The following is a 17,831-nucleotide window of genomic DNA, read 5'->3' as shown; positions in this document are numbered from 1 at the left end:
GTGCGCACGCCGGCCGAGCTGGCGGCCGCCGCACAGGCAAACCTCGAACCCGCGCATGGGGATTTCTTCGCCGGCGGTGCCGGCCAGGAGAGGACCGTACGCGGGAACGAGGCCGCCTTCGAAGCGAGAAGGATCGTCCCCCGCGTGCTGAGGGGCGTCGGCGAGCGCGACCTGCGCACGACCCTGCTCGGCACCGAGATGTCGATGCCGTTGCTGCTCTCCCCCACCGCCTTCCACCGGCTCGCCCATCCGTCCGGTGAGGAGGGCACGGCCGGCGCGGCGGCGGCCGAGGGTGTCGTGATGGTGGTCAGCATGGCCGCGACCCAGCCGATCGAGCGGATCGCGGCCACCGGTGCCGCGCTGTGGTTCCAGCTCTACCCGCAGCCGGACGCCGAGTTCGAGAAGCACGTGGTCGGCCGGGCCGAGAAGGCGGGCTGCCGGGCGCTGGTCGTGACCGTGGATTCGCCGGTGTACGGCCGCCGCGAGCGCGACCTCCGCAACGGCTTCACCGACCTGCCACCGGGCCTGGCCTGTGAGAACATGCGCGACGCGGACGGCCGGCCGCGCGACATCGCGATGGATCCGGCGCTCACCTGGAACGTGGTCGGCCGCCTGCGCGCGCTCACCGGCCTGCCGATCGTGCTCAAGGGCGTGCTGCACCCGGCCGACGCGCGGATCGCCGCCGACCGGGTCGACGCGATCCTCGTCTCCAACCACGGCGGCCGTCAGCTGGACGGCACGATCGCCACCCTGGACGCGCTGCCCGCGGTCGTGGCGGCCGTCGAGGGCCGGATTCCGGTGCTTCTGGACGGCGGAGTGCGCCGCGGGACCGACATTCTCACCGCGCTGGCGCTGGGCGCCGACGCGGTCGGCATCGGGCGACCGGTGGTCTGGGCGCTCGCGGCGGGTGGGCCCGCGGGCGTACGCGATCTGCTGGCCCACCTGCGCGGCGACCTCGACCACGTCCTCGCGCTGGCCGGAGCGAAGCGACCGGCCGATCTGACCGCGGATCTGATCGTATGAGGGCCGTAGCGACAGTCCTCCTGACCATCGCCGTTCTCGGCGCGGCGTGGAGCCTTCCCCACTGGCTGCCACCGCTCGTGATCCGCCTCCGCGAGTGGATCTTCACCCGGGTGAACGGCGGCGAGGGCATCCCCGTGCCGGGCCCGCTGGTCGGCGCCGAGCACTTCGAGCGGGTCTACTCCGATCCGGCGGCCGACGGGCGCAGTCGCGGTGCCGGGCTCTCCGACCTGTTCTGGTATTGGCTGGCCCCGGGCCCGCAGATGCACCAGGAGCACCTGGAGCCGGGCGAGCGCTACCGCTCGGTGGCCCGGGTGACCCGCCGGGTGCTGGCCGTGCCGCACACCGAGTCGGAGCGGCTGGCCGTCACCGCGGCCGGGCGCGTGCTCGACGCCCTGCCGCGCGACCGGATCAGCAAGGTCCGCCTGCGCGACCTGACCATGCCGATCTGGGCCGAGGTCTACTTCGAACTAGTCTTCGGCGAGCGCTGCCCGCCCGGGGTCCGCGACCTGATCGTCGGCAACGCGAACGACGTCGTGACCGCGCTCAAAGGTACGAGCCTGCGGCACATGGACCGGCGCGACCGTATGACGGCCTATCTGGTGAACCGGCTCGCGGACGGCACCTGCCCGATCACGCTGCCGCCGGAGTTCACGCTCCAGGAGACGGCCTGGTATCTGCAGGGCGCGTTCTTCAACACCGCGGTCGTGCAGATGTCCGAGGCGATGGCCCACGTGCTGCTGGCGATCGCCCAGCACCCGGACGTGCGGCACGGTTTGACGGCCACGCTCGACGAGGACGACGCCATCGACCGGGTGGTCGACGAGACCCTGCGGGTGCACCCGCTGTTCGGCGTCGCCCACCGGATCACCTCGGCGCCGATCGTGGTCGACGAGCACACCACGCTGCCGGCCGGCTCCGTGCTGCTCTTCAACTATCTGGCCTTCCAGCGCACCGGGCGGGCCGGCGACGACCGGTTCGATCCCGGCCGCTGGCTGACGCTGAAGCGGTCCGAGGCGAACTTCATCCCGTTCGGCGTGACCGCCAACCGGGCCTGCCCGGCGCGCGGCTCGGCGCCGGTCATGCTGCGCGCGGTCACCCGGGAGGTGCTGCGCCGGTTCGCTCTGGCGTCCAGCGCGTCGCACACCCGGTCGCTGCCGAGCCGCGGACCGGCGTACCTCTCACCGCCCGGAATCTCCGGGCCCGGACCGGCCCGCCTGGCCGGGATGCGCCTGGCCGACCGGTGGGCCGACGCCGGGCGCGGCGTCAAACAGCTCGTGCTCGGGACCTACATGGTGGTCGATGCCCGGCGGCAGCGGCTGTGCGCGACCTACTTCGAGGAGGCACTCCGTTGACCCCTACCGAACTGGCACCCCGGTTCTTCATCGCGGTCGCGGTGATCCTGGCCTTCTGCCGGGTGGTCTCCTGGCTGCTGGCCAAGGTCGGGCAGCCGCCGGTGGTCAGCGAGATGCTGGCCGGCGTGCTGCTCGGCCCGTCCCTGTTCGGCCTGCTCCTGCCCGGCGTCTCGCACGCCGTCTTCCCGCCGCCGCTGCTGCCCGTGCTCTATGTGGTCGGCCAGATCGGGCTGGTGCTGTACATGTTCCAGACCGGCTACGCCTTCATGAGCCACCGCAGTGGCCGGATCGCCGGCACCGCGGGAACGATCTCAGCGGCCGGGGTGACCGTGCCGCTCGTCCTCGGCGCGCTGCTGGTGCTCGCCACCGACAAGGCCGTGCCGATGCGCAAGCCCGGGGTCTCGCTGACCGTCTCGGCCGCCTTCGTCGGCGTCGCGCTGGCCATCACCGCGTTTCCCATGCTGGCCCGGATCATCACCGAGCGGGGTCTGGCCGGCACCCGGCACGGCTCGCTGTCGCTGGCCGCGGGCGCGGTCGACGACGGCGGCGCCTGGCTGCTGCTGGCGGTCGTCCTGTCGTTCGCCTCCGGAAAGGCCCGGCCGGCGGTGCTCGCGCTGGGCGGCGTCATCGTGCTGGCGCTGGTGCTCTGGCTGGTCGGCCGCCGTGTGACGGCCGCCCTGTTCGAGAGCAGCCGGATCGGCGATCAGGGCCGGCTGCTCGGCACCTGTGCGCTGCTGTTCCTGATCGCGTGGTACACCGACGAGATCGGCCTGTACGCGGTCTTCGGCGCCTTCATCCTCGGCGTCGTCATGCCCCGCAACGAGCGGGCCGACAAGGTCGTCGACACGCTGACCCCGATCGCGTCGACCGTCTTCGTGCCGCTGTTCTTCACCTACTCCGGGCTGCGGACCGAGTTCGGGCTGTTCGGCGACCCGAAGGTGCTCGCCTTCGCGGTGGCGTGCGTGGTGCTGGCGATCGTCGGCAAGTTCGGCGCCTGCTGGGCCGCGGCGCGGCTGCGCGGCGAGTCGAACGAGGTGGCGCTGCGGGTCGGCGCGCTGATGAACGCCCGCGGGCTGATGCAGCTGATCGCGCTCAACGTCGGGCTGGACGCGGGCATCGTCAACTCGGCGCTGTTCACCGTGCTGGTGCTGGTCGCGCTGGTCACCACGATCATGACCTCGCCGATGCTGGCCTATCTGGAGCGGCGGTCGCTGCGCGCGGCCCGGCCGGGTTCGCAGATTGTTGCATCAGCAAATGTTCACTAGGCAAAAACCCGTCATATGTGCCATTGTCGATGGATGCGCGGCGCAAGATCGAATCGGCTGCTGTTGATCGAGGACGACCTCGACCTGTCCGAGATGCTCACCGAGACGCTGGCCGACGAGGGATACGTCGTCGACCGGGCCGCCGACGGCCAGCGCGGCCTGCATCTCGGGCTCACCCGGCCGTACGACGTGATGGTCATCGACCGGCTGCTCCCGGCGCTGGACGGCCTCGACGTGCTGGCCAAGCTCCGCTCGCGGGCGGTGCCGGCCCGGGCCCTGCTGCTGACCGCCCTCGGCACCGTCGACGACCGGATCGCCGGGCTCGACGCGGGCGCCGACGACTACCTGGTCAAACCGTTCGACCTCGACGAGCTGAGCGCCCGGCTGCGGGCCCTCTGCCGCCGCAACGGCGAGGCGACCGACGTGCTGCGGATCGGGGCCGGGCTGCTCGACCTGACCGTACGCGAGGTGGTCCGGTCCGACGGATCCCGGGTCGCGCTCTCGGCGCGCGAGTTCGAGCTGATCCGGACCCTCGCCGCCCGCCCGGCCGCCGTGCACTCCCGGGCCCAGCTGCGCAGCCGGGTCTTCGACGAGGCGGCCGCCGCGTCCATCGTCGACACGTACGTCTACTACCTGCGCCGCAAGCTGGGCCGCACGGTGATCCGCACAGTGCACGGCCTCGGCTACCGGCTGGGCACGCTATGACTCTGGACTGCACCGAACGGGGCATCGTCCGCCGCGCCCGCCTGCGGATGGGACTGTTCGTCGGGCTGGCCGTCGGCGCGCTGCTCGGCGTGGTCGGCGTCGTCGCCTACGCCGGCCTGGTCCGCAGCCAGGACCGGCAGATCAGCCAGGAGCTGTCGTGGGGCGTCTCGCACGGCGTGGTGGCGGGGCCGGTGGGCTGCAACTGGCTGTTCCGGCTGAACGCCTCCCGGCTCGACACCGGGCCGATCCCGGCGCCGGCCGGCTTCCCCCTCCGCCCGGCCATGGAGCGGGTGGCCGCCGGTGCACCGCCGGTCACGGAAACCCTCACCGCCAACGGCACCACGTACCACGTACTCACCCAGATGCGCGGCGACACCGTCGTCCAGGTCGTGTTCGACGCCCGCTACCAGGTCGCCGACCGTCGCCACCTGCTCATGGCGTTCGCGGTCGCGGCCCTGGTCGGCCTGCTGGCGGCCGGGCTCACCGGGGTCGTGGTCGGGCACCGCGCGGTCGCGCCGCTGGCCGAGGCCCTCGAACGCCAGCGCCGGTTCGTCGCCGACGCCAGCCACGAGCTCCGCACCCCGATCGCGCAGGTGCACACCCGGGCTCAGATGCTCGCCCGACGAGCCCGCGCCGACCAGGGCGACCTCGACCGTCTGGTCGGCACCACCCGGCGCCTCGGCGAGATCGTCGACGAGCTGCTGCTCTCGGCCCGGCTCGCCGCCGGTCCGTCCGGACCCGCACGCGAACCGGTCGACCTGACCGGCCTGGTCGAGACGACGGTCGCGACCGAGGCCGACCGGGCCGCCGAGCAGGACGTCAAGCTGGTCTTCGAGGGCCCCGACGAGCCGCTGCTGGTCACCGGGGTCGAGTCGGCGCTGCGCCGGATGGTCGCCGAACTGCTGTCCAACGCCCTGACACACACCCCGGCCGGCGGCCGCATCACGGTCACCCTCCGACAGCCTGCTGACCAGGTCGAACTCGCGGTGGCGGACACCGGCGACGGCTTCGACCCGGCGGACGGCACCCGGCTCTTCGACCGCTTCCACCGCGGTGCCGGGGCGGGCGAGCGGCGCTTCGGGATCGGGCTGGCGCTGCTGCGCGAGGTGGTCACCGGGCACGGCGGGACGATCACCGCCGACGGCCGGCCCGGGGCGGGCGCGACGTTCACCGTACGCCTGCCGGCCGGGCCGTCCCCGGCCGGCGCCACCCGACGTGGATTGCTGAAACGGGTGACAGGGTAGATCCGGAATATGCCCGACACGTGGCCGACCTCCGCTCGTCTGATGGAGGATCGACGCAGACCGGGTCCGACCGGAAGACTGTCGGGACCACCGACAACTACAGGAACGCGGAAACACATGCCGGCTGAGCGCGACCAGGACCGACGACAGGCGCCCGGCGGTGCGCGCGAGCGCGGGGCCCCGGCGCCGCCCTTGAGGCAGGCGCTGCGCGAGGCCATCCTCAAGGGCGAATACACCCCCGGGGAGAGGCTCGTCGAGGCCCAGCTGATCGAGCGGTTCCAGGCCAGCCGGTTCAACGTGCGGGCGGCCATTCAGGAACTCGCCACCGAAGGCCTGGTCGAGGTGCAGCGCAACCGCGGCGCCCACGTACGCAAGGTGTCGCTGGCCGAGGCGGTCGAGATCACCGAGGTGCGCATGGTCGTCGAAGGGCTGGTCGCGGCCCGCGCGGCCGACCACGTCACCGCCGACCAGGCGACCGAACTCGACGAGATCGGCGTGCTGATGCGGCGCGCGGTCGAGGCGGGCGAGTTCCGCCGCTACAGCGACCTCAACCAGCGCCTGCACGCGCTGATCCGGCGGATCGCGGGCCACGGCACCGCCGACCGGATCGTCGAGACGCTGCGCGGCCAGCTGGTGCGGCACCAGTTCATGGTGTCGCTGCTGCCCGGCCGCCCGGCGACCTCACTCCCCCAGCACGAGCGGATCATCGCGGCGATCCGCGACCGCGACCCCAAGGCGGCCGAGACCGCGATGCGCGAACACATCGCCAGCGTCATCGAAGCTCTCAAGTCGATGGACTACTTCGGAGTGCCCTCATGAGCTCAGCAGCCATCGCCGTCCTCGGTCTCGGAGAAGCCGGGAGCCGGATCTCGGCCGACCTGGTCGCGGCCGGGGCCACGGTCCGCGGCTTCGATCCGCTGGTGTCCCCGCCGCCCGGGGTGTTCGCGGCGTCGAGCGATGCCGACGCCTGCCGGAACGCCGGCCTGGTCATCAGCGTGAACAGCGCGCACGACGCGGTGGACGCGCTGACGCAGTCACTGGGGGCGGTGACGCCGGAGACGATCTGGGCCGATTTCAACACCTCGGCGCCCGCACTCAAGCAGGAGCTGGCCCGGGTCGCGGGCGACACGGTCCAGGTCGTCGACGTCGCGGTCATGGCCCCGGTGCCCCCGACCGGCCTCCGCACGCCGCTGACCGTGAGCGGCCCGGCCGCCGAGGCCGCGGCCGGCCTCTTGCGGCAGTTCGGCGCCCAGGTGCAGGTCATCGACGGCCCGGTGGGCCAGGCCGCGACCCGCAAGCTCCTGCGAAGCGTCTACTACAAAGGCCTCGCGGCGGCCGTGGTCGAGGCGCTGGAGGCGGCCCGGGCGGCCGGCCTCGAGGAGTGGCTGGCCGGCAACATCCGCGACGAACTGGAGAAAAGCACCGCGGCCACCCTCGACCGTCTCGTGTCGGGCTCGGAAACCCACGCGGTCCGCCGCCGCGAGGAGATGGCCGCCTCCGCCGAACTGCTGGACTCCCTCGGCGTCCCGCCGCGCATCGCCACCGCCAGCCGCGACTGGCTGGCCGACCTCGCCGCCCGCCGCGGTCGCACCTGAGTACCGGCACTCAGGCGGATCCCCCGCGGCGGTCAGAGCATGAGCGCCATGGACATCACCACAGCGCCCAAAGTCACCGCCGCGTTCTACGCCCAGGCGGCCGCCTCGTTCGCCGTCGCCCTGCTCGGCCTGGCCGCCGGCATCTTCTACCTGCCCGTGGGCGGCTGGATCCGGGCGTTCCTCGGTCTCGGGCTGGCCTACGTGGTCACGTCGGCGTTCACCCTCGCCAAGACGATCCGCGACGCGCAGGAGGTCGGCACGGTGGTCCGCCGCGTCGACCAGGCCCGAATCGACAAGCTGCTCAACGAACACGACCCGTTCAAGACGACCTCCGCGGTCTAGTGTCCTGAGTCGCTGATGCGTGTGCGGTAGCGGGCGATGGATTCGAGGATCTGGTCGGCGGTTTTGGTCCAGACGGAGGGCCGGGGGTTGTCGTTCCAGGTCCCGATCCAGTCGCGGATGTCGTTGTTGAGTGCCTGGACGCTGCGGTGGGTGCCGCGTTGCGGTTTCTTCGTGGTGAGTTCGCCGAGCCGGCGTTCGACCTAGATTCAGCCACGATGAGCTGGTCGGGCTGAAATGCAGAACGAAGCGCGGGTGGGCGGTCAGCCACCGTTTGATCGCCGGGATTTCCAGCTGTCCTGGCGGTGCGCGATCGGCACCGCAGACACCAGCTAGTACTCCAGCAGGAGGTCCGTTGTGAGCTGCGGTGACGGTGTGGTTTTGTCCGTGGACAGCAAGCAGCCACCGTCGAGTCTCAGCGGTTGTGTGGACCTCAAAAGATACGGCGGTGGCTGCCGCCTACAGAGTAGATGCCCGGCGATGGTCTGAGCTGTTCGAGACGTTGATGGACACGATCGAGGCACGCTTCACCCGCCCGGAGAGCAGACGTCGGGTCCGGGACTTCGTGGCCGGCTTGCTGGCCCCGTTGCCGGTCAAGAACTGCTGGACCATCGCGGAACACGCTGGCGACAGCGGCCCGGGCGGCATGCAGGACCTGATCGGCCGGGCCGGTTGGGACGACACGCTTGTGCGCGCCGATGTGCGGGAGTTCGTGACGGCCCGACTCGGGCACCCGGACGGGATCCTCGTGGTCGACGAGACCGGAGACCTGAAGAAAGGCGTCCACACCGTCGGGGTGCAACGGCAATACTCCGGCACCGCCGGGAAGATCGAGAACTGCCAACTCGCCGTCCATCTCTCCTATGCCTCACCACTTGGGCACACGCTTCTGGACGTTGCGCTCTACCTGCCGAAACTCTGGTCCGAAGACCCGGCACGACGTGCTGAAGCAGGCGTGCCCGACACCGTCGCGTTCGCCACGAAGCCGCAGCTGGCCCGCCGGCTGATCGAAACTGCGGTGGCTGGTGGCTGCCGTGTCGATGGGTCGCCGGCGACGAGGCCTACGGCGGCGACCCGAAGCTGGCGGCCACACTACGCGGGCACCGGCTCGGCTATGTCCTCGCGGTAGCCTGCTCGCACCGGGCACCGACCGGCCTCGGCGTTCAGCGGGCTGATCAGATCGCCGCCCGCCTGCCGAAAAGGGCGTGGCAACGACTGTCGGCCGGCGCCGGAGCGAAAGGTTTCCGTTACTACGACTGGGCATTCATCAGCCTGCCCCTGGCCGCAGACCCGCACGGCGGGCATCACTGGCTGCTGATCCGCCGCAACCGGGTCACCGGCGAACTGGCGTTCTACCGCTGCTGGAGCCTCGAACTTGTTGCGCTGCACCACCTGGTCGCCGTCGCCGGTCGCCGCTGGAGCATCGAAGAATCGTTTCAGGCCACTAAAACCGGCCTCGGCCTCGACCAGCACCAGCACCGCCGGTGGCGGGCCTGGCACCGCTGGACCACCCTGGTCATCGCCGCCCACGCATTCCTCGCCGCAGCAACCATCATCAGCACCGAAACCCCGGACGGACTGATCGCGATCACCGTCAACGAACTACGCCGACTGTTCAACGCCCTGGTCATCGACCCGGTCCGACGAGTCGCCGACGTCATCGCCTGGCCCATCTACCGACGACGACACCAAGACCAAGCCAAAGCCAGCCACTACGCCCGACAAGCCCTCAACGAGCCCTCAACGAGCCCTAAAAGATCTCCTGCTGGAGTACTAGGCAGACCGGGACAGCGAAGGTCGCCTGAAAAGGTATTTGTGTATACGCAGTGTTGTGGCCGGTTTAGTCTTGCCGGCACGAGTGCTCGACGACTCCTTAATTAACTCCCACCGCATTTTCCCGTATTTATTGAGCAGCATTACCAGGTCCGGCGGCTTTTCCAGAACCTCGTTTCTAGTTCCACCGGGCCCTTCGAAGACGACCTTCCATCTCTTACGTGTACTGACGTCGCCTTCCGGTCGAGTGGTCGTCCATTGCGACCAGAACTTCCTCGCCTTCCATTCTTGCCGAGGGCCGATGACAGTGAGCTGAGCATATTGCCAGATAGCCATACATCACTATTAGCAGGTCGCATGCGCCGCAGCTACTCCTAGAGAGGATCGCGACGCGAACGGCCGGCGGAGACCCTGGCAAGCGGCGAATTTCCTTGCACCAGCCCGACCGGATCGCCTGACCTTGAGAACCCTCACACGAGGGTCGCCGCACCGGGCGCGCTGACGCACGCCGTGTCGCCCGCCTGCCACTGACCCCACCGACTCCAGGGCACTGGCCAGATGAGCCGGTCCGGACGCCTTGCGCGGCACTGCGGCGTTGGTCGATCATGCCGGCGTGCCTGGCCGTGGTGCTCCGCTCGGTCCTGGGGGTGGCGGAGTCGTTCCGGGGATCGCCTATCATCGTCGGTCGCAGTGGTCCGGCGAGTGAAGGGTCCGCGGTGCACGAGAATCGTCTCATCGAGCTGTTTCGGTCTGCCCCCGACGATGACGTCAAGGTCGAGGTGGTCGAGGCCCTCGAGGAGCATGTCGCGGATCCCGAAGTGATCGCGTTCCTCACCGCGGTGACCGCCGACCCCGGCGAATACGACCTTGCCCGCATCGAGTGCATGAAGATCCTGCGGTTGTGGCCACCGACGGCGCCGACCGCCCGCGTCGAGGCCGGGCGGGCCATCGCCGCGGCGCTGCGGGAGGACGACGAGCTCGTCCGCCAGTACGCCGCCATGTCCCTCGGGCCTTACCTGGACGACCCGCCGGTCCTCGAGGCGCTGACCGGCGCGCTGCTGCACGACGACGACCTCAACGTACGGCACAACGCGCTGGCCGCGGTCGCCGAGGCCGGCCCCGCCGACCACCACGCCGACCTGCTCCGCCGCCTGGCCGGCGACTCCGAGCTGGGCCGCGCCGCAGCCCTGACCTTGGATCGCTGGGCCGGCGAGGCAAGGCCCTGAATACCGCCCGGTCGCACGAGCCGCTACAGCGCCGCCCCGTGCACCGCGGTCGCCAGCCGGCGGGCCGCCTCGGCAAGGTCGCGTTCCGGCAGGCGGGAGAAGCTCAGCCGGGCCCGGTCGTCGCCGTCCGCGCCGTCGAGCCAGAAGCGGGGCCCCGGCATGTAGGAGACGCCGTGCCGCTCGGCGACCGGCAGGAGCTGTTCCGCGGAGGCCGGCAGCGGGAGCCAGACGAACCAACCGCCCGCCGGAGTCTCCGCCGGCAGACCACAGGCGTGGAGTGCCTCGATCAGTGCGTCTCGCTGCTCGGCGTATTCCGCACGGAGGCGGGCCACGTGCCGGTCGTAGAAGCCGTCGGCGCCGAAGACGGCCATCGTCATCGCGACGGTGTGGTTGACGCCTCCGCCGCTGTGCACGTAGCCGAGCCGGGACAGCCGGTCGACCAGGTCGGGTGAGGCGGTGATCCAGCCCAGCCGCAGTCCCGGCGCGACGGTCTTGGCGAACGAGCCCAGCCGCACCACGCCGTGACCGCCGGCCAGCGACCACAGCGACGGCGGGGCGGGCGAGTCGTAGGCCAGGTCGCGGTAGGTGTCGTCCTCGACCACCGTCACGTGGCCGCGCCGGGCCCGGTCGGCCAGCTCGCGGCGGCGTTCGAGGGGCAGGCTGCGGCCGGTCGGGTTGGCGAAGGTCGGCACCAGGTAGAGCAGGGAATTGTCTGAGGGGAGTGCCTGCGGCAGGACGCCGTGCTCGTCGGCCGGCGCCCGCACCAGCGTGACACCACGGTCGGCCAGGATCGGGAACGCCAGGTGGTAGGACGGGGAGTCGACGAGCACCACGTCGCCCGGCCGGGTCAGCACCTCGGCGACCAGGGACAGCCCGTGTGAGGCGCCCGCCGTGACGAAGACCTGCGACGGACGCGTGTCGCCGGACCGCTCGCAGAGCCATTCGATGAGCGGGGCCGGGCCGGCCGCGTGGCCGTAGGTGAGGGCCTGCCACCCGTACGCGGAAAGCGCGCGCCCGGACGCACGGGCCCAGCCATCGCCCGGGAGAAGGTCAGCCCGCGGATGCCCCCAGCCGAGGTCGAGCAGCGGGCGGTCCTCGAACTGGACGATCGGCACACCGCCATCCTAGAAGTGATTCATAGGAACCTCTTATCCTCCGCTCGTTGGTAGTTCCAGTCGGACCGCCGATGGTTGAAGGCGTGACCATCACCGCTGCCCAGCCCGTACTCCGGGCCAAGACCTCACCGAGGTGGTACCCCGATGCCGCCGCCAGCGCGGCCGGCGTCAGCCTGCTCGTGGTGGCGGCCCTCTGGCTGAGCAACGGCGGCTGGTCACAGCTGGCCACCGACCCGCTCGACTCGACCGGCCGCCTGACCGGGCTCTTCTCGGCCGACCTGCTCCTGCTGCAGGTGCTGCTGATGGCCCGGATTCCGCTGGCCGAGCGTGCGTTCGGCCAGGACCGGCTCGCCCGCTGGCACCGGTGGACCGGGTTCACGTCGTTCTGGCTGATGGTCGCCCACATCGTGCTGATCACCCTCGGTTATGCGGCGGGCGGCAACGCGTTCGCCGAGCTCTGGGACCTGACCTGGAACTATCCGGGCATGCTGCTGGCCACGGCCGGCACGATCGCGCTGGTCATGGTCGTGGTCACGTCGATCCGGGCCGCCCGACGTCGGCTGCGCTACGAGTCCTGGCATCTGCTGCATCTCTACGCCTACCTCGGCGTCGGCCTCGCCCTGCCGCACCAGCTGTGGACCGGCAGCGACTTCCTCGCCTCGCCCGCGGCGACGGCCTATTGGTGGACGCTCTACGCGGTGGCGGCCGCGGCGGTCCTCACTTATCGGATCGGGCTGCCGCTGTGGCGCAACCTTCGCCATGGTCTGACGGTCGAACGGGTGGTCCCCGAGGGGGCCGGCCTGACCTCAGTCTATTTGCGTGGCCGCCAGGTGGACCGTCTGCCGGTGCGGGCCGGGCAGTTCTTCCAGTGGCGGTTCCTCGACGGGCCGGGCTGGACGCGTTCCCACCCGTACTCGCTGTCGGCGACCCCGCACGGCCACCTCCTGCGGATCACCGTGAAGGACCTCGGCGACGGGAGCTCCCGCGTCGCCGGGCTGCGGCCCGGCGTCCGGGCACTCATCGAGGGACCGTACGGGGTGATGACCGCCGATTCCTACGGCGGCGGCCCGGTGGTGATGCTCGCGTGCGGGATCGGCATCACGCCGTTGCTGGCCCTGCTCGGTGAACTGCCGTACGCGCCGGGCCAGGCCACCCTGATCTACCGGGCCCGCTCCGAGTCCGAGATCGCGTTCCGGGACGAGCTGGAATGGTTCGCCGGCCGGCGTGGCGTGCAGATCGTCTATCTGCTCGGCGGCCGCGCGTCACGCCCGTCGTGGCTGCCCGCCCAGTACGCCGACCACGCCGACGCCGACGCCCTGAAGCAGATCGCACCCCAGGTCGCCGCGTCGCACGTGTACGTGTGCGGCCCGGAGAGCTGGACCGCGGCGGCGGTTTCCGCGGCGCACACGGCCGGAGTCCCCGGCGAACGCCTCCACACCGAACAGTTTGCCTGGTAGAAGGTCTGAACCGATGCGACGTATAACCCTCTGGCTGTTTTCGACCGTGGCCGCGGTGGTGCTGCTCTTCAGCTACCGCACGAGCACCGGCGGCGGCGCGGCGCCCGCGGTGGCGGCGGTCGCCCCGGCCACCACCCCCGCGGCCGGCAACCCCGGACCCACTGCCACCGCCACCCCTTCACCGAGCGCCAGCGCCTCAGGCGACGGCAGCGCCAGCGGCAGCGGCTCGGGCAACGGCAGCACCAGCAGCAGCGCCAGCGCCTCGGCCGACGGCAGCAGCAAGGCGGCGAAGACCTACACCGGCTCGACGGCCGGCACCCGGTGGGGCGACGTCCAGGTCACGATCACGGTCACCGACGGCAAAATCACCGACGTGCAGGTGCCCGTCTACCCCAACGGCAACGGCCGCGACCAGGAGATCAACGCCTTCGCCCTGCCCACCCTGACCCAGGAGACCCTCCAGGCCCAGAGCGCCGACATCCAAACCGTCTCCGGCGCGACCGTTACCAGTGACGGCTACCTCCAGTCGCTCCAGTCCGCCCTGGACGCCGCCGGCCTGAGCTGACGTCCGGGGGTCGAAAGGCCGGCAATTCCGGCGGAGGGGCGCCGCAGCTCGACTAGCCGGCCGCCAGCTGGAGGGCGCCCCGCAGAAGAGCCACCGCCTGCGGTGTCACCGTGGCCTCGTCGAGCGGGTGGGCCGGGTCGGAGAGCATCAGGCTGGCCGTGACCAGCGAGCCGTCGGACGCCCGGGCCAGGTAGTTGAGGGTCAGCACGCCCGGCTCCGAACCGCCCTTGAACCAGACCGTCGGGTAGTCGGCGGACGGCAGCCCGAGGCCGCCGTCGTTGAGGGTCATCGCGGTGTCGACCTGCGGGTCCTTGAACGACCACAGGCCGGCCATCGCCCGGCACATGTCGAGCGGCGAGCCGAACCACTCCAGGCTGGAGATCATGCGGGGCTGCGCCCACGCCCCGAGCGAGGTGAGCGGCACCCGGTCGAGAGCGGTCAAGGCCGGGCCGCGCAGGCGCGGCGGCAGGACCGCGTACGCCGTGGCGACCAGCGGATATTGCCAGCTCCGCAGGGCGAACAGCTCCCGCGTCGAGAGCACCGGATCGTTGCCGGCCGCGTGGTTGCCCCACAGCGCGAACTGCGCCCCGACCTGATCGCGCCCGACCTCGTGCAGCAGATGGTCGGCGGCCGTGTTGTCGCTGATCGAGATCATGTAGTCGGCGTACTGGGCGAGCGTGTAGACCTTGCCGCCGGGCTGGTCCTGCAGGACGCCCGAGGGCAGCGACTTCCAGGCCGGATTCAACGCCAGCGGCGTGTTCCACGAGAGCTTCCCGGCGGCGATCGTGCGGGCTAGAGCTCCCAACACGTACATCTTGAAGGCCGAGCCGAGCGGCCGGGCCGTGCCCGGGTTGACGCCGTGCGTGAGCGTGCATCCGGAGGGGGTGACGCGGGCCGCGGCGAAGGAAACCCGGGGTGCGAGGTTCTTCAGCTCGGCGTCGACCTGCGCCCACGAGGTGGGCGCCGGGAGGTACGGCGTGAGCGACAAGCCGGAGAGCAGGCCGTCGCCGTCGACGACCAGGGTGGCGAGCAGTCCGCCGGCGTTGGCCGCGGTGACCACCCGGCGCAGCGTGGTCGCCGACCGCGAGATGACCGGCCCGGCCGTGAACGCGCCGAGCGGCTGCACCACCTTGTTGAACCCGTCGGCCCCGCCGACCGCGGCCAGCAGCGTGGCGTCGAGGTGTTGCTGCAGCTCGGCCGCCGAGGCCGGTAGTCGGGTCGAGACGTCGAGCACCCACGCGTACTGGCTGTCGACGGTGGCCGCCGGCACGGCCGGCGCCGGTGCCGCGGCCAGGCCGAGCACGAGCGCGACAATCGCGCCGGATGTCATGATGCGGCGGAACATGCTGCCTCCTCAGGCGGGTTCCTCAGGCGGGGCGGATGAACAGACCCGCCACCGTCCCCTCGCGACGGAAACTGACCTGGGCCACCGCCGTGCCCGCCTCGAAGTGCATCAGGACGTCGACCACGGTCAGGTCGCCGGCCGCGTGCACGACCGGCTCACCGAAGCGCTCGAACGCGCCCACACTGCCGACGACCAGCGCCCACACCGAGGCCAGCTTCTCGGTGTGGAGCTCACGCCGCATGATCTCGTCGAAGTCGTCGCGCACCCGCTCGAACCGCGCCGCCGTGTATTCGCTGAGCAGCGCCAGCGCACGGTCGGCGGCGTCCGGCACGCCGGGCGTCATCACCTGGCCGGTACGCGGGTCGACCGCCTTGCCGAACCGCTGGAACGCCGCCTGCCGGGTGGTGCCCACGACCTCTCCGATCTCCTGCCACGTGTGGCCCTCGGCGCGGGCCCGCTCGACCGCGGCACGCAGAAGGTCCTGGGCTTCGAGCACCTGCCGGTGCGCGGCCCCTACTTCCCCGAGAGTCCCGCCCGGCACCGTCGATGTCAAGTTATCATTGACAGCGGACCGCTGCCGCCGAGCCGCGCTCCGACAGGTCGAGTTGCAATACTCCTGGTGGCGGCCGGGCCCATCCCGCTGCGGGAGAGGCCGACCACAGTAACGACACCGCATAGCACGTAATCCTAATCCGTGCGGCACGAAATCCCTAGCACGAAATCCAGAGCCGTCATCGCACCGCCGATCGAGGACAGCATGGGATGCGCACCAATCGTCGCGGTGACGAAGGCGGCGACCAGCCCGCCAACCGACCAGCCCGCCAGCGGCCCGCCTGACCCCGACTACCGACGGGTCGACGGCTGGGCAGCGACCCGCACCCTCCCGTGGGTGAGCCGGATCCGGTCGAGCGCCGACCGACGTCACAGTTCCAGCCCTGGTGGCGGTGCTCGACGGCCAGCCCACCGCCGGCCGCGACCAGCGACCGGCCCAGACCGCGCATGGCAGCGTCGACGAACTTCTGGTAGCGGCCACCGACCCTCAGCAGCATCCGGATTGCGGTTGTAGTGTGACCGCCGGGCCGCTTAAAAGATCATTGGCCACCACCGATATTGAGCCGCGCCTAACGTCGACGCACTTGGTCACCGATAGAGGCGGTAAACCCATTTTCCTGACGCTTTACGAGTCCCCGGTTTTGTGCGTTCGGTAACCGTCGCTGCCTCGGCCGCGGTCCATTCCGCCACCACGGCTGCGGGTGATTTAGATCGTTCGGAGCCTGGCACTCCCGAGCCGACCGGCACTCGGCGGCCCTGGTGCTCGCGGGGGCGGCCCGCGGCTCGTCGGCCGCCTTGGTGCGTTGCGGACAGGCGAGGGCGGTTTGGCGGTCCGCCGCGTTGGTATATGGACGTCTATGAGCGACTCGCGGGCCGGCGCACCGGAGCAGACGCGCCTGAGGGTTATGACGTTCAACCTTCTCTCGCCGGAGCACGCCCGCTGGGACCGGCGGCGTTCGGTGATCCAGGCGGGGATCGCTCGGTGGCGGCCCGATCTGATCGCCTTGCAGGAAGTGGTCCGTGGGGTCGGCGGCGACCAGGTTCTCGAGCTGCTCGGCGAGGGTTACCACGTTGTTCACCACTCGCGGCGTTCGAGCAACGGCGTCGGGGCGGCCTTCGCGAGCCGGTGGCCCGTCGGCGCGGTGTCCGAGGTTGATCTGCGGGTCACCGGGCGGGTGGATCTGCCGTGGAGTGCGGCCGTGATCGGTGAGATCGAGGTGCCGTCGCCGGTCGGTTCGGTGTTGTTCGTCCACCACAAGCCGGCCTGGCAGGTCGGCTATGCCGCCGAGCGTGAGCTGCAGGCCGTCGCCTGTGCCCGGGCCGTCGAGGAACGTCTTGCCGGGCGCGCCGTGCACGTGATTCTGGCCGGCGACTTCGACGACGTTCCCGATTCGGCCAGCATCCGATTCTGGACCGGGAAGCAGTCCCTGCACGGCAGCAGCGTCGCCTACCGCGACGCGTGGGCGGCGATCCATCCGGACGACCCCGGGCACACGTTCACGCCGGTCAACCCGCTTGAACGGGCTGGCGAGATGTCGTTGGAGCTGGGCCGCCGCATCGATTACGTCATGGTCCGCTGCGGCGTCCACGGACCGAGCCTCGACGTGGCGGACTGCCGGCTCGCTTTCGACGAGCCGGTGGACGGTGTCTGGGCCAGCGACCATTTCAGCGTCGTGGCCGAGTTGGCCGTGCCCGAGCATCCGCCCGGTGCCTGGCTGTCCTGATCTCGCCGGGTCGGTGTTGCGCGGTGGAGTGGTCTCTGGTCGACTGGGCCGCATGACGGGCGAAGTGCGTCCCAGCGGGATGACGTTGCGGCTTCCCGTCGGTGACATCGGGGCCGGCCGGCGGTTCTACGCGACGCTGTTCGCGCGGCAGCCGGATTTCGCCCCGCACGACGATTTTCTTGAATGGCGGGTGCTGCCCGGCGTCGAACTGTGGTGGCAGGTGGTCGCGGTCGCCGGGCCGTTGTCGCCGCTCACCGCGCGGGTCAGGCTGCGGGTTGATGATGTTCGAGCCGCCGCGCGGCGAGTGGAATCCGAACTCGGCCTGGTCGTCTCCCCGGTGACCACCCTTCCGGGAGTCGTCAGCTTCATCGACTTCGAGGATCCGTGGGGTAACCGGCTCGGCTGCTACCAGGACATCGTGCCGAGCGACGAGCAGCACGGGCCGGGTGGCAGCGCCCACGACGAGCGTCTGTTCGACGTTGATCGACCTCGACCGGCCGCGCACTGAGCCGGCGTCGGGGGGCGGGGGCGCCCCCGCCCCGCGCGCCCGG

Annotated in this window: 16 protein-coding genes and 2 pseudogenes; 14 read left to right on the top strand and 4 right to left on the bottom strand. The window is 71.0% G+C overall.

Annotation, left to right across the window (positions count from 1 at the left end):
- The 8 genes from AB0M88_RS18890 (at position 1) to AB0M88_RS18855 (ending at position 7,526) form a co-directional block, all read left to right on the top strand.
- Complete coding sequence (locus AB0M88_RS18890; RefSeq protein WP_364103281.1) at positions 1-1,023, top strand: alpha-hydroxy acid oxidase; 1,023 nt, start codon at positions 1-3, stop codon at positions 1,021-1,023.
- Entirely contained in the window at positions 1,020-2,375 is a 1,356-nt protein-coding gene (locus AB0M88_RS18885) for a cytochrome P450 (RefSeq protein WP_364103278.1), read from the top strand. The genes AB0M88_RS18890 and AB0M88_RS18885 overlap by 4 nt, the downstream gene beginning before the upstream one ends.
- Positions 2,372-3,640: a cation:proton antiporter gene (locus AB0M88_RS18880; protein ID WP_364103275.1), complete on the top strand. Its 1,269-nt coding sequence runs from the start codon at positions 2,372-2,374 to the stop codon at positions 3,638-3,640. Before AB0M88_RS18885 ends, AB0M88_RS18880 begins: the two co-directional genes overlap by 4 nt.
- Positions 3,641-3,673: 33 nt before the next feature.
- Positions 3,674-4,345: a response regulator transcription factor gene (locus tag AB0M88_RS18875; RefSeq protein WP_364103272.1), complete on the top strand. Its 672-nt coding sequence runs from the start codon at positions 3,674-3,676 to the stop codon at positions 4,343-4,345.
- Positions 4,342-5,589, top strand: a complete 1,248-nt coding sequence (locus tag AB0M88_RS18870) for a HAMP domain-containing sensor histidine kinase (protein ID WP_364103269.1) — start codon at positions 4,342-4,344, stop codon at positions 5,587-5,589. The genes AB0M88_RS18875 and AB0M88_RS18870 overlap by 4 nt, the downstream gene beginning before the upstream one ends.
- Positions 5,590-5,706: 117 nt before the next feature.
- The gene (locus tag AB0M88_RS18865; protein ID WP_364103266.1) at positions 5,707-6,408 is read left to right on the top strand and encodes a GntR family transcriptional regulator; all 702 of its coding nucleotides are present in this window, start codon (positions 5,707-5,709) and stop codon (positions 6,406-6,408) included.
- Entirely contained in the window at positions 6,405-7,184 is a 780-nt protein-coding gene (locus AB0M88_RS18860) for a DUF1932 domain-containing protein (RefSeq protein WP_364103263.1), read from the top strand. The genes AB0M88_RS18865 and AB0M88_RS18860 overlap by 4 nt, the downstream gene beginning before the upstream one ends.
- Positions 7,185-7,232: 48 nt before the next feature.
- On the top strand, positions 7,233-7,526 hold the full coding sequence (locus AB0M88_RS18855) for a YiaA/YiaB family inner membrane protein (protein WP_364103260.1): 294 nt from the start codon (positions 7,233-7,235) through the stop codon (positions 7,524-7,526).
- Here AB0M88_RS18855 and AB0M88_RS18850 read toward each other — a convergent pair.
- A pseudogene (locus tag AB0M88_RS18850) lies at positions 7,523-7,808 on the bottom strand (IS630 family transposase); the annotation flags it as partial. The gene AB0M88_RS18855 and the pseudogene AB0M88_RS18850 sit on opposite strands and share 4 nt — an antisense overlap.
- Before the next feature lie 220 nt (positions 7,809-8,028).
- Here AB0M88_RS18850 and AB0M88_RS18845 point away from each other — a divergent pair.
- A pseudogene (locus tag AB0M88_RS18845) lies at positions 8,029-9,251 on the top strand (IS701 family transposase); the annotation flags it as partial.
- Positions 9,252-10,012: 761 nt separating this feature from the next.
- Positions 10,013-10,522, top strand: coding sequence for a HEAT repeat domain-containing protein (locus AB0M88_RS18840; RefSeq protein WP_364103257.1), 510 nt, complete (start codon positions 10,013-10,015; stop codon positions 10,520-10,522).
- A 23-nt stretch (positions 10,523-10,545) separates the two neighbouring features.
- Here AB0M88_RS18840 and AB0M88_RS18835 read toward each other — a convergent pair whose 3' ends face one another.
- Complete coding sequence (locus tag AB0M88_RS18835) at positions 10,546-11,637, bottom strand: PLP-dependent aminotransferase family protein (protein ID WP_364103254.1); 1,092 nt, start codon at positions 11,635-11,637, stop codon at positions 10,546-10,548.
- Between the two features lie 83 nt (positions 11,638-11,720).
- Here AB0M88_RS18835 and AB0M88_RS18830 point away from each other — a divergent pair, with 83 nt between their 5' ends.
- Positions 11,721-13,094: a ferredoxin reductase family protein gene (locus AB0M88_RS18830; protein ID WP_364103251.1), complete on the top strand. Its 1,374-nt coding sequence runs from the start codon at positions 11,721-11,723 to the stop codon at positions 13,092-13,094.
- Positions 13,095-13,107: 13 nt separating this feature from the next.
- Positions 13,108-13,659: an FMN-binding protein gene (locus tag AB0M88_RS18825; RefSeq protein ID WP_364103248.1), complete on the top strand. Its 552-nt coding sequence runs from the start codon at positions 13,108-13,110 to the stop codon at positions 13,657-13,659.
- Between the two features lie 52 nt (positions 13,660-13,711).
- On the opposite strand, the gene AB0M88_RS18820 is transcribed toward AB0M88_RS18825, so the two are convergent.
- Positions 13,712-15,004 carry a serine hydrolase gene (locus AB0M88_RS18820; protein WP_364103245.1) on the bottom strand — a complete coding sequence of 431 codons (1,293 nt, stop codon included), beginning with the start codon at positions 15,002-15,004 and terminating at the stop codon, positions 13,712-13,714.
- A 22-nt stretch (positions 15,005-15,026) separates the two neighbouring features.
- Complete coding sequence (locus tag AB0M88_RS18815) at positions 15,027-15,557, bottom strand: DUF3887 domain-containing protein (RefSeq protein WP_364103242.1); 531 nt, start codon at positions 15,555-15,557, stop codon at positions 15,027-15,029.
- 904 nt (positions 15,558-16,461) lie between these two features.
- Between AB0M88_RS18815 and AB0M88_RS18810 the strand changes: the two genes are divergently transcribed.
- Entirely contained in the window at positions 16,462-17,280 is an 819-nt protein-coding gene (locus tag AB0M88_RS18810) for an endonuclease/exonuclease/phosphatase family protein (protein ID WP_364103239.1), read from the top strand.
- Between the two features lie 52 nt (positions 17,281-17,332).
- Positions 17,333-17,788 carry a hypothetical protein gene (locus AB0M88_RS18805; protein ID WP_364103236.1) on the top strand — a complete coding sequence of 152 codons (456 nt, stop codon included), beginning with the start codon at positions 17,333-17,335 and terminating at the stop codon, positions 17,786-17,788.
- The last annotated feature ends 43 nt before the right edge of the window (positions 17,789-17,831 follow it).

The organism is Actinoplanes sp. NPDC051411, from assembly GCF_040682075.1.
GTDB lineage: Bacteria > Actinomycetota > Actinomycetes > Mycobacteriales > Micromonosporaceae > Actinoplanes.
Note: the sequence above shows the minus strand (reverse complement) of the source record. Positions and strands in the feature narration are given on the sequence as shown.

Excerpts from the sequence above, each read along its gene's own strand:
- AB0M88_RS18885 (WP_364103278.1), top strand. The coding sequence starts at position 1,020 with ATGAGGGCCGTAGCGACAGTCCTCCTGACCATCGCCGTTCTCGGCGCG.
- AB0M88_RS18875 (WP_364103272.1), top strand. The coding sequence starts at position 3,674 with ATGCGCGGCGCAAGATCGAATCGGCTGCTGTTGATCGAGGACGACCTC.
- AB0M88_RS18870 (WP_364103269.1), top strand. The coding sequence starts at position 4,342 with ATGACTCTGGACTGCACCGAACGGGGCATCGTCCGCCGCGCCCGCCTG.
- AB0M88_RS18865 (WP_364103266.1), top strand. The coding sequence starts at position 5,707 with ATGCCGGCTGAGCGCGACCAGGACCGACGACAGGCGCCCGGCGGTGCG.
- AB0M88_RS18860 (WP_364103263.1), top strand. The coding sequence starts at position 6,405 with ATGAGCTCAGCAGCCATCGCCGTCCTCGGTCTCGGAGAAGCCGGGAGC.
- AB0M88_RS18855 (WP_364103260.1), top strand. The coding sequence starts at position 7,233 with ATGGACATCACCACAGCGCCCAAAGTCACCGCCGCGTTCTACGCCCAG.
- AB0M88_RS18825 (WP_364103248.1), top strand. The coding sequence starts at position 13,108 with ATGCGACGTATAACCCTCTGGCTGTTTTCGACCGTGGCCGCGGTGGTG.
- AB0M88_RS18820 (WP_364103245.1), bottom strand. The coding sequence starts at position 15,004 with ATGTTCCGCCGCATCATGACATCCGGCGCGATTGTCGCGCTCGTGCTC.
- AB0M88_RS18810 (WP_364103239.1), top strand. The coding sequence starts at position 16,462 with ATGACGTTCAACCTTCTCTCGCCGGAGCACGCCCGCTGGGACCGGCGG.
- AB0M88_RS18805 (WP_364103236.1), top strand. The coding sequence starts at position 17,333 with ATGACGGGCGAAGTGCGTCCCAGCGGGATGACGTTGCGGCTTCCCGTC.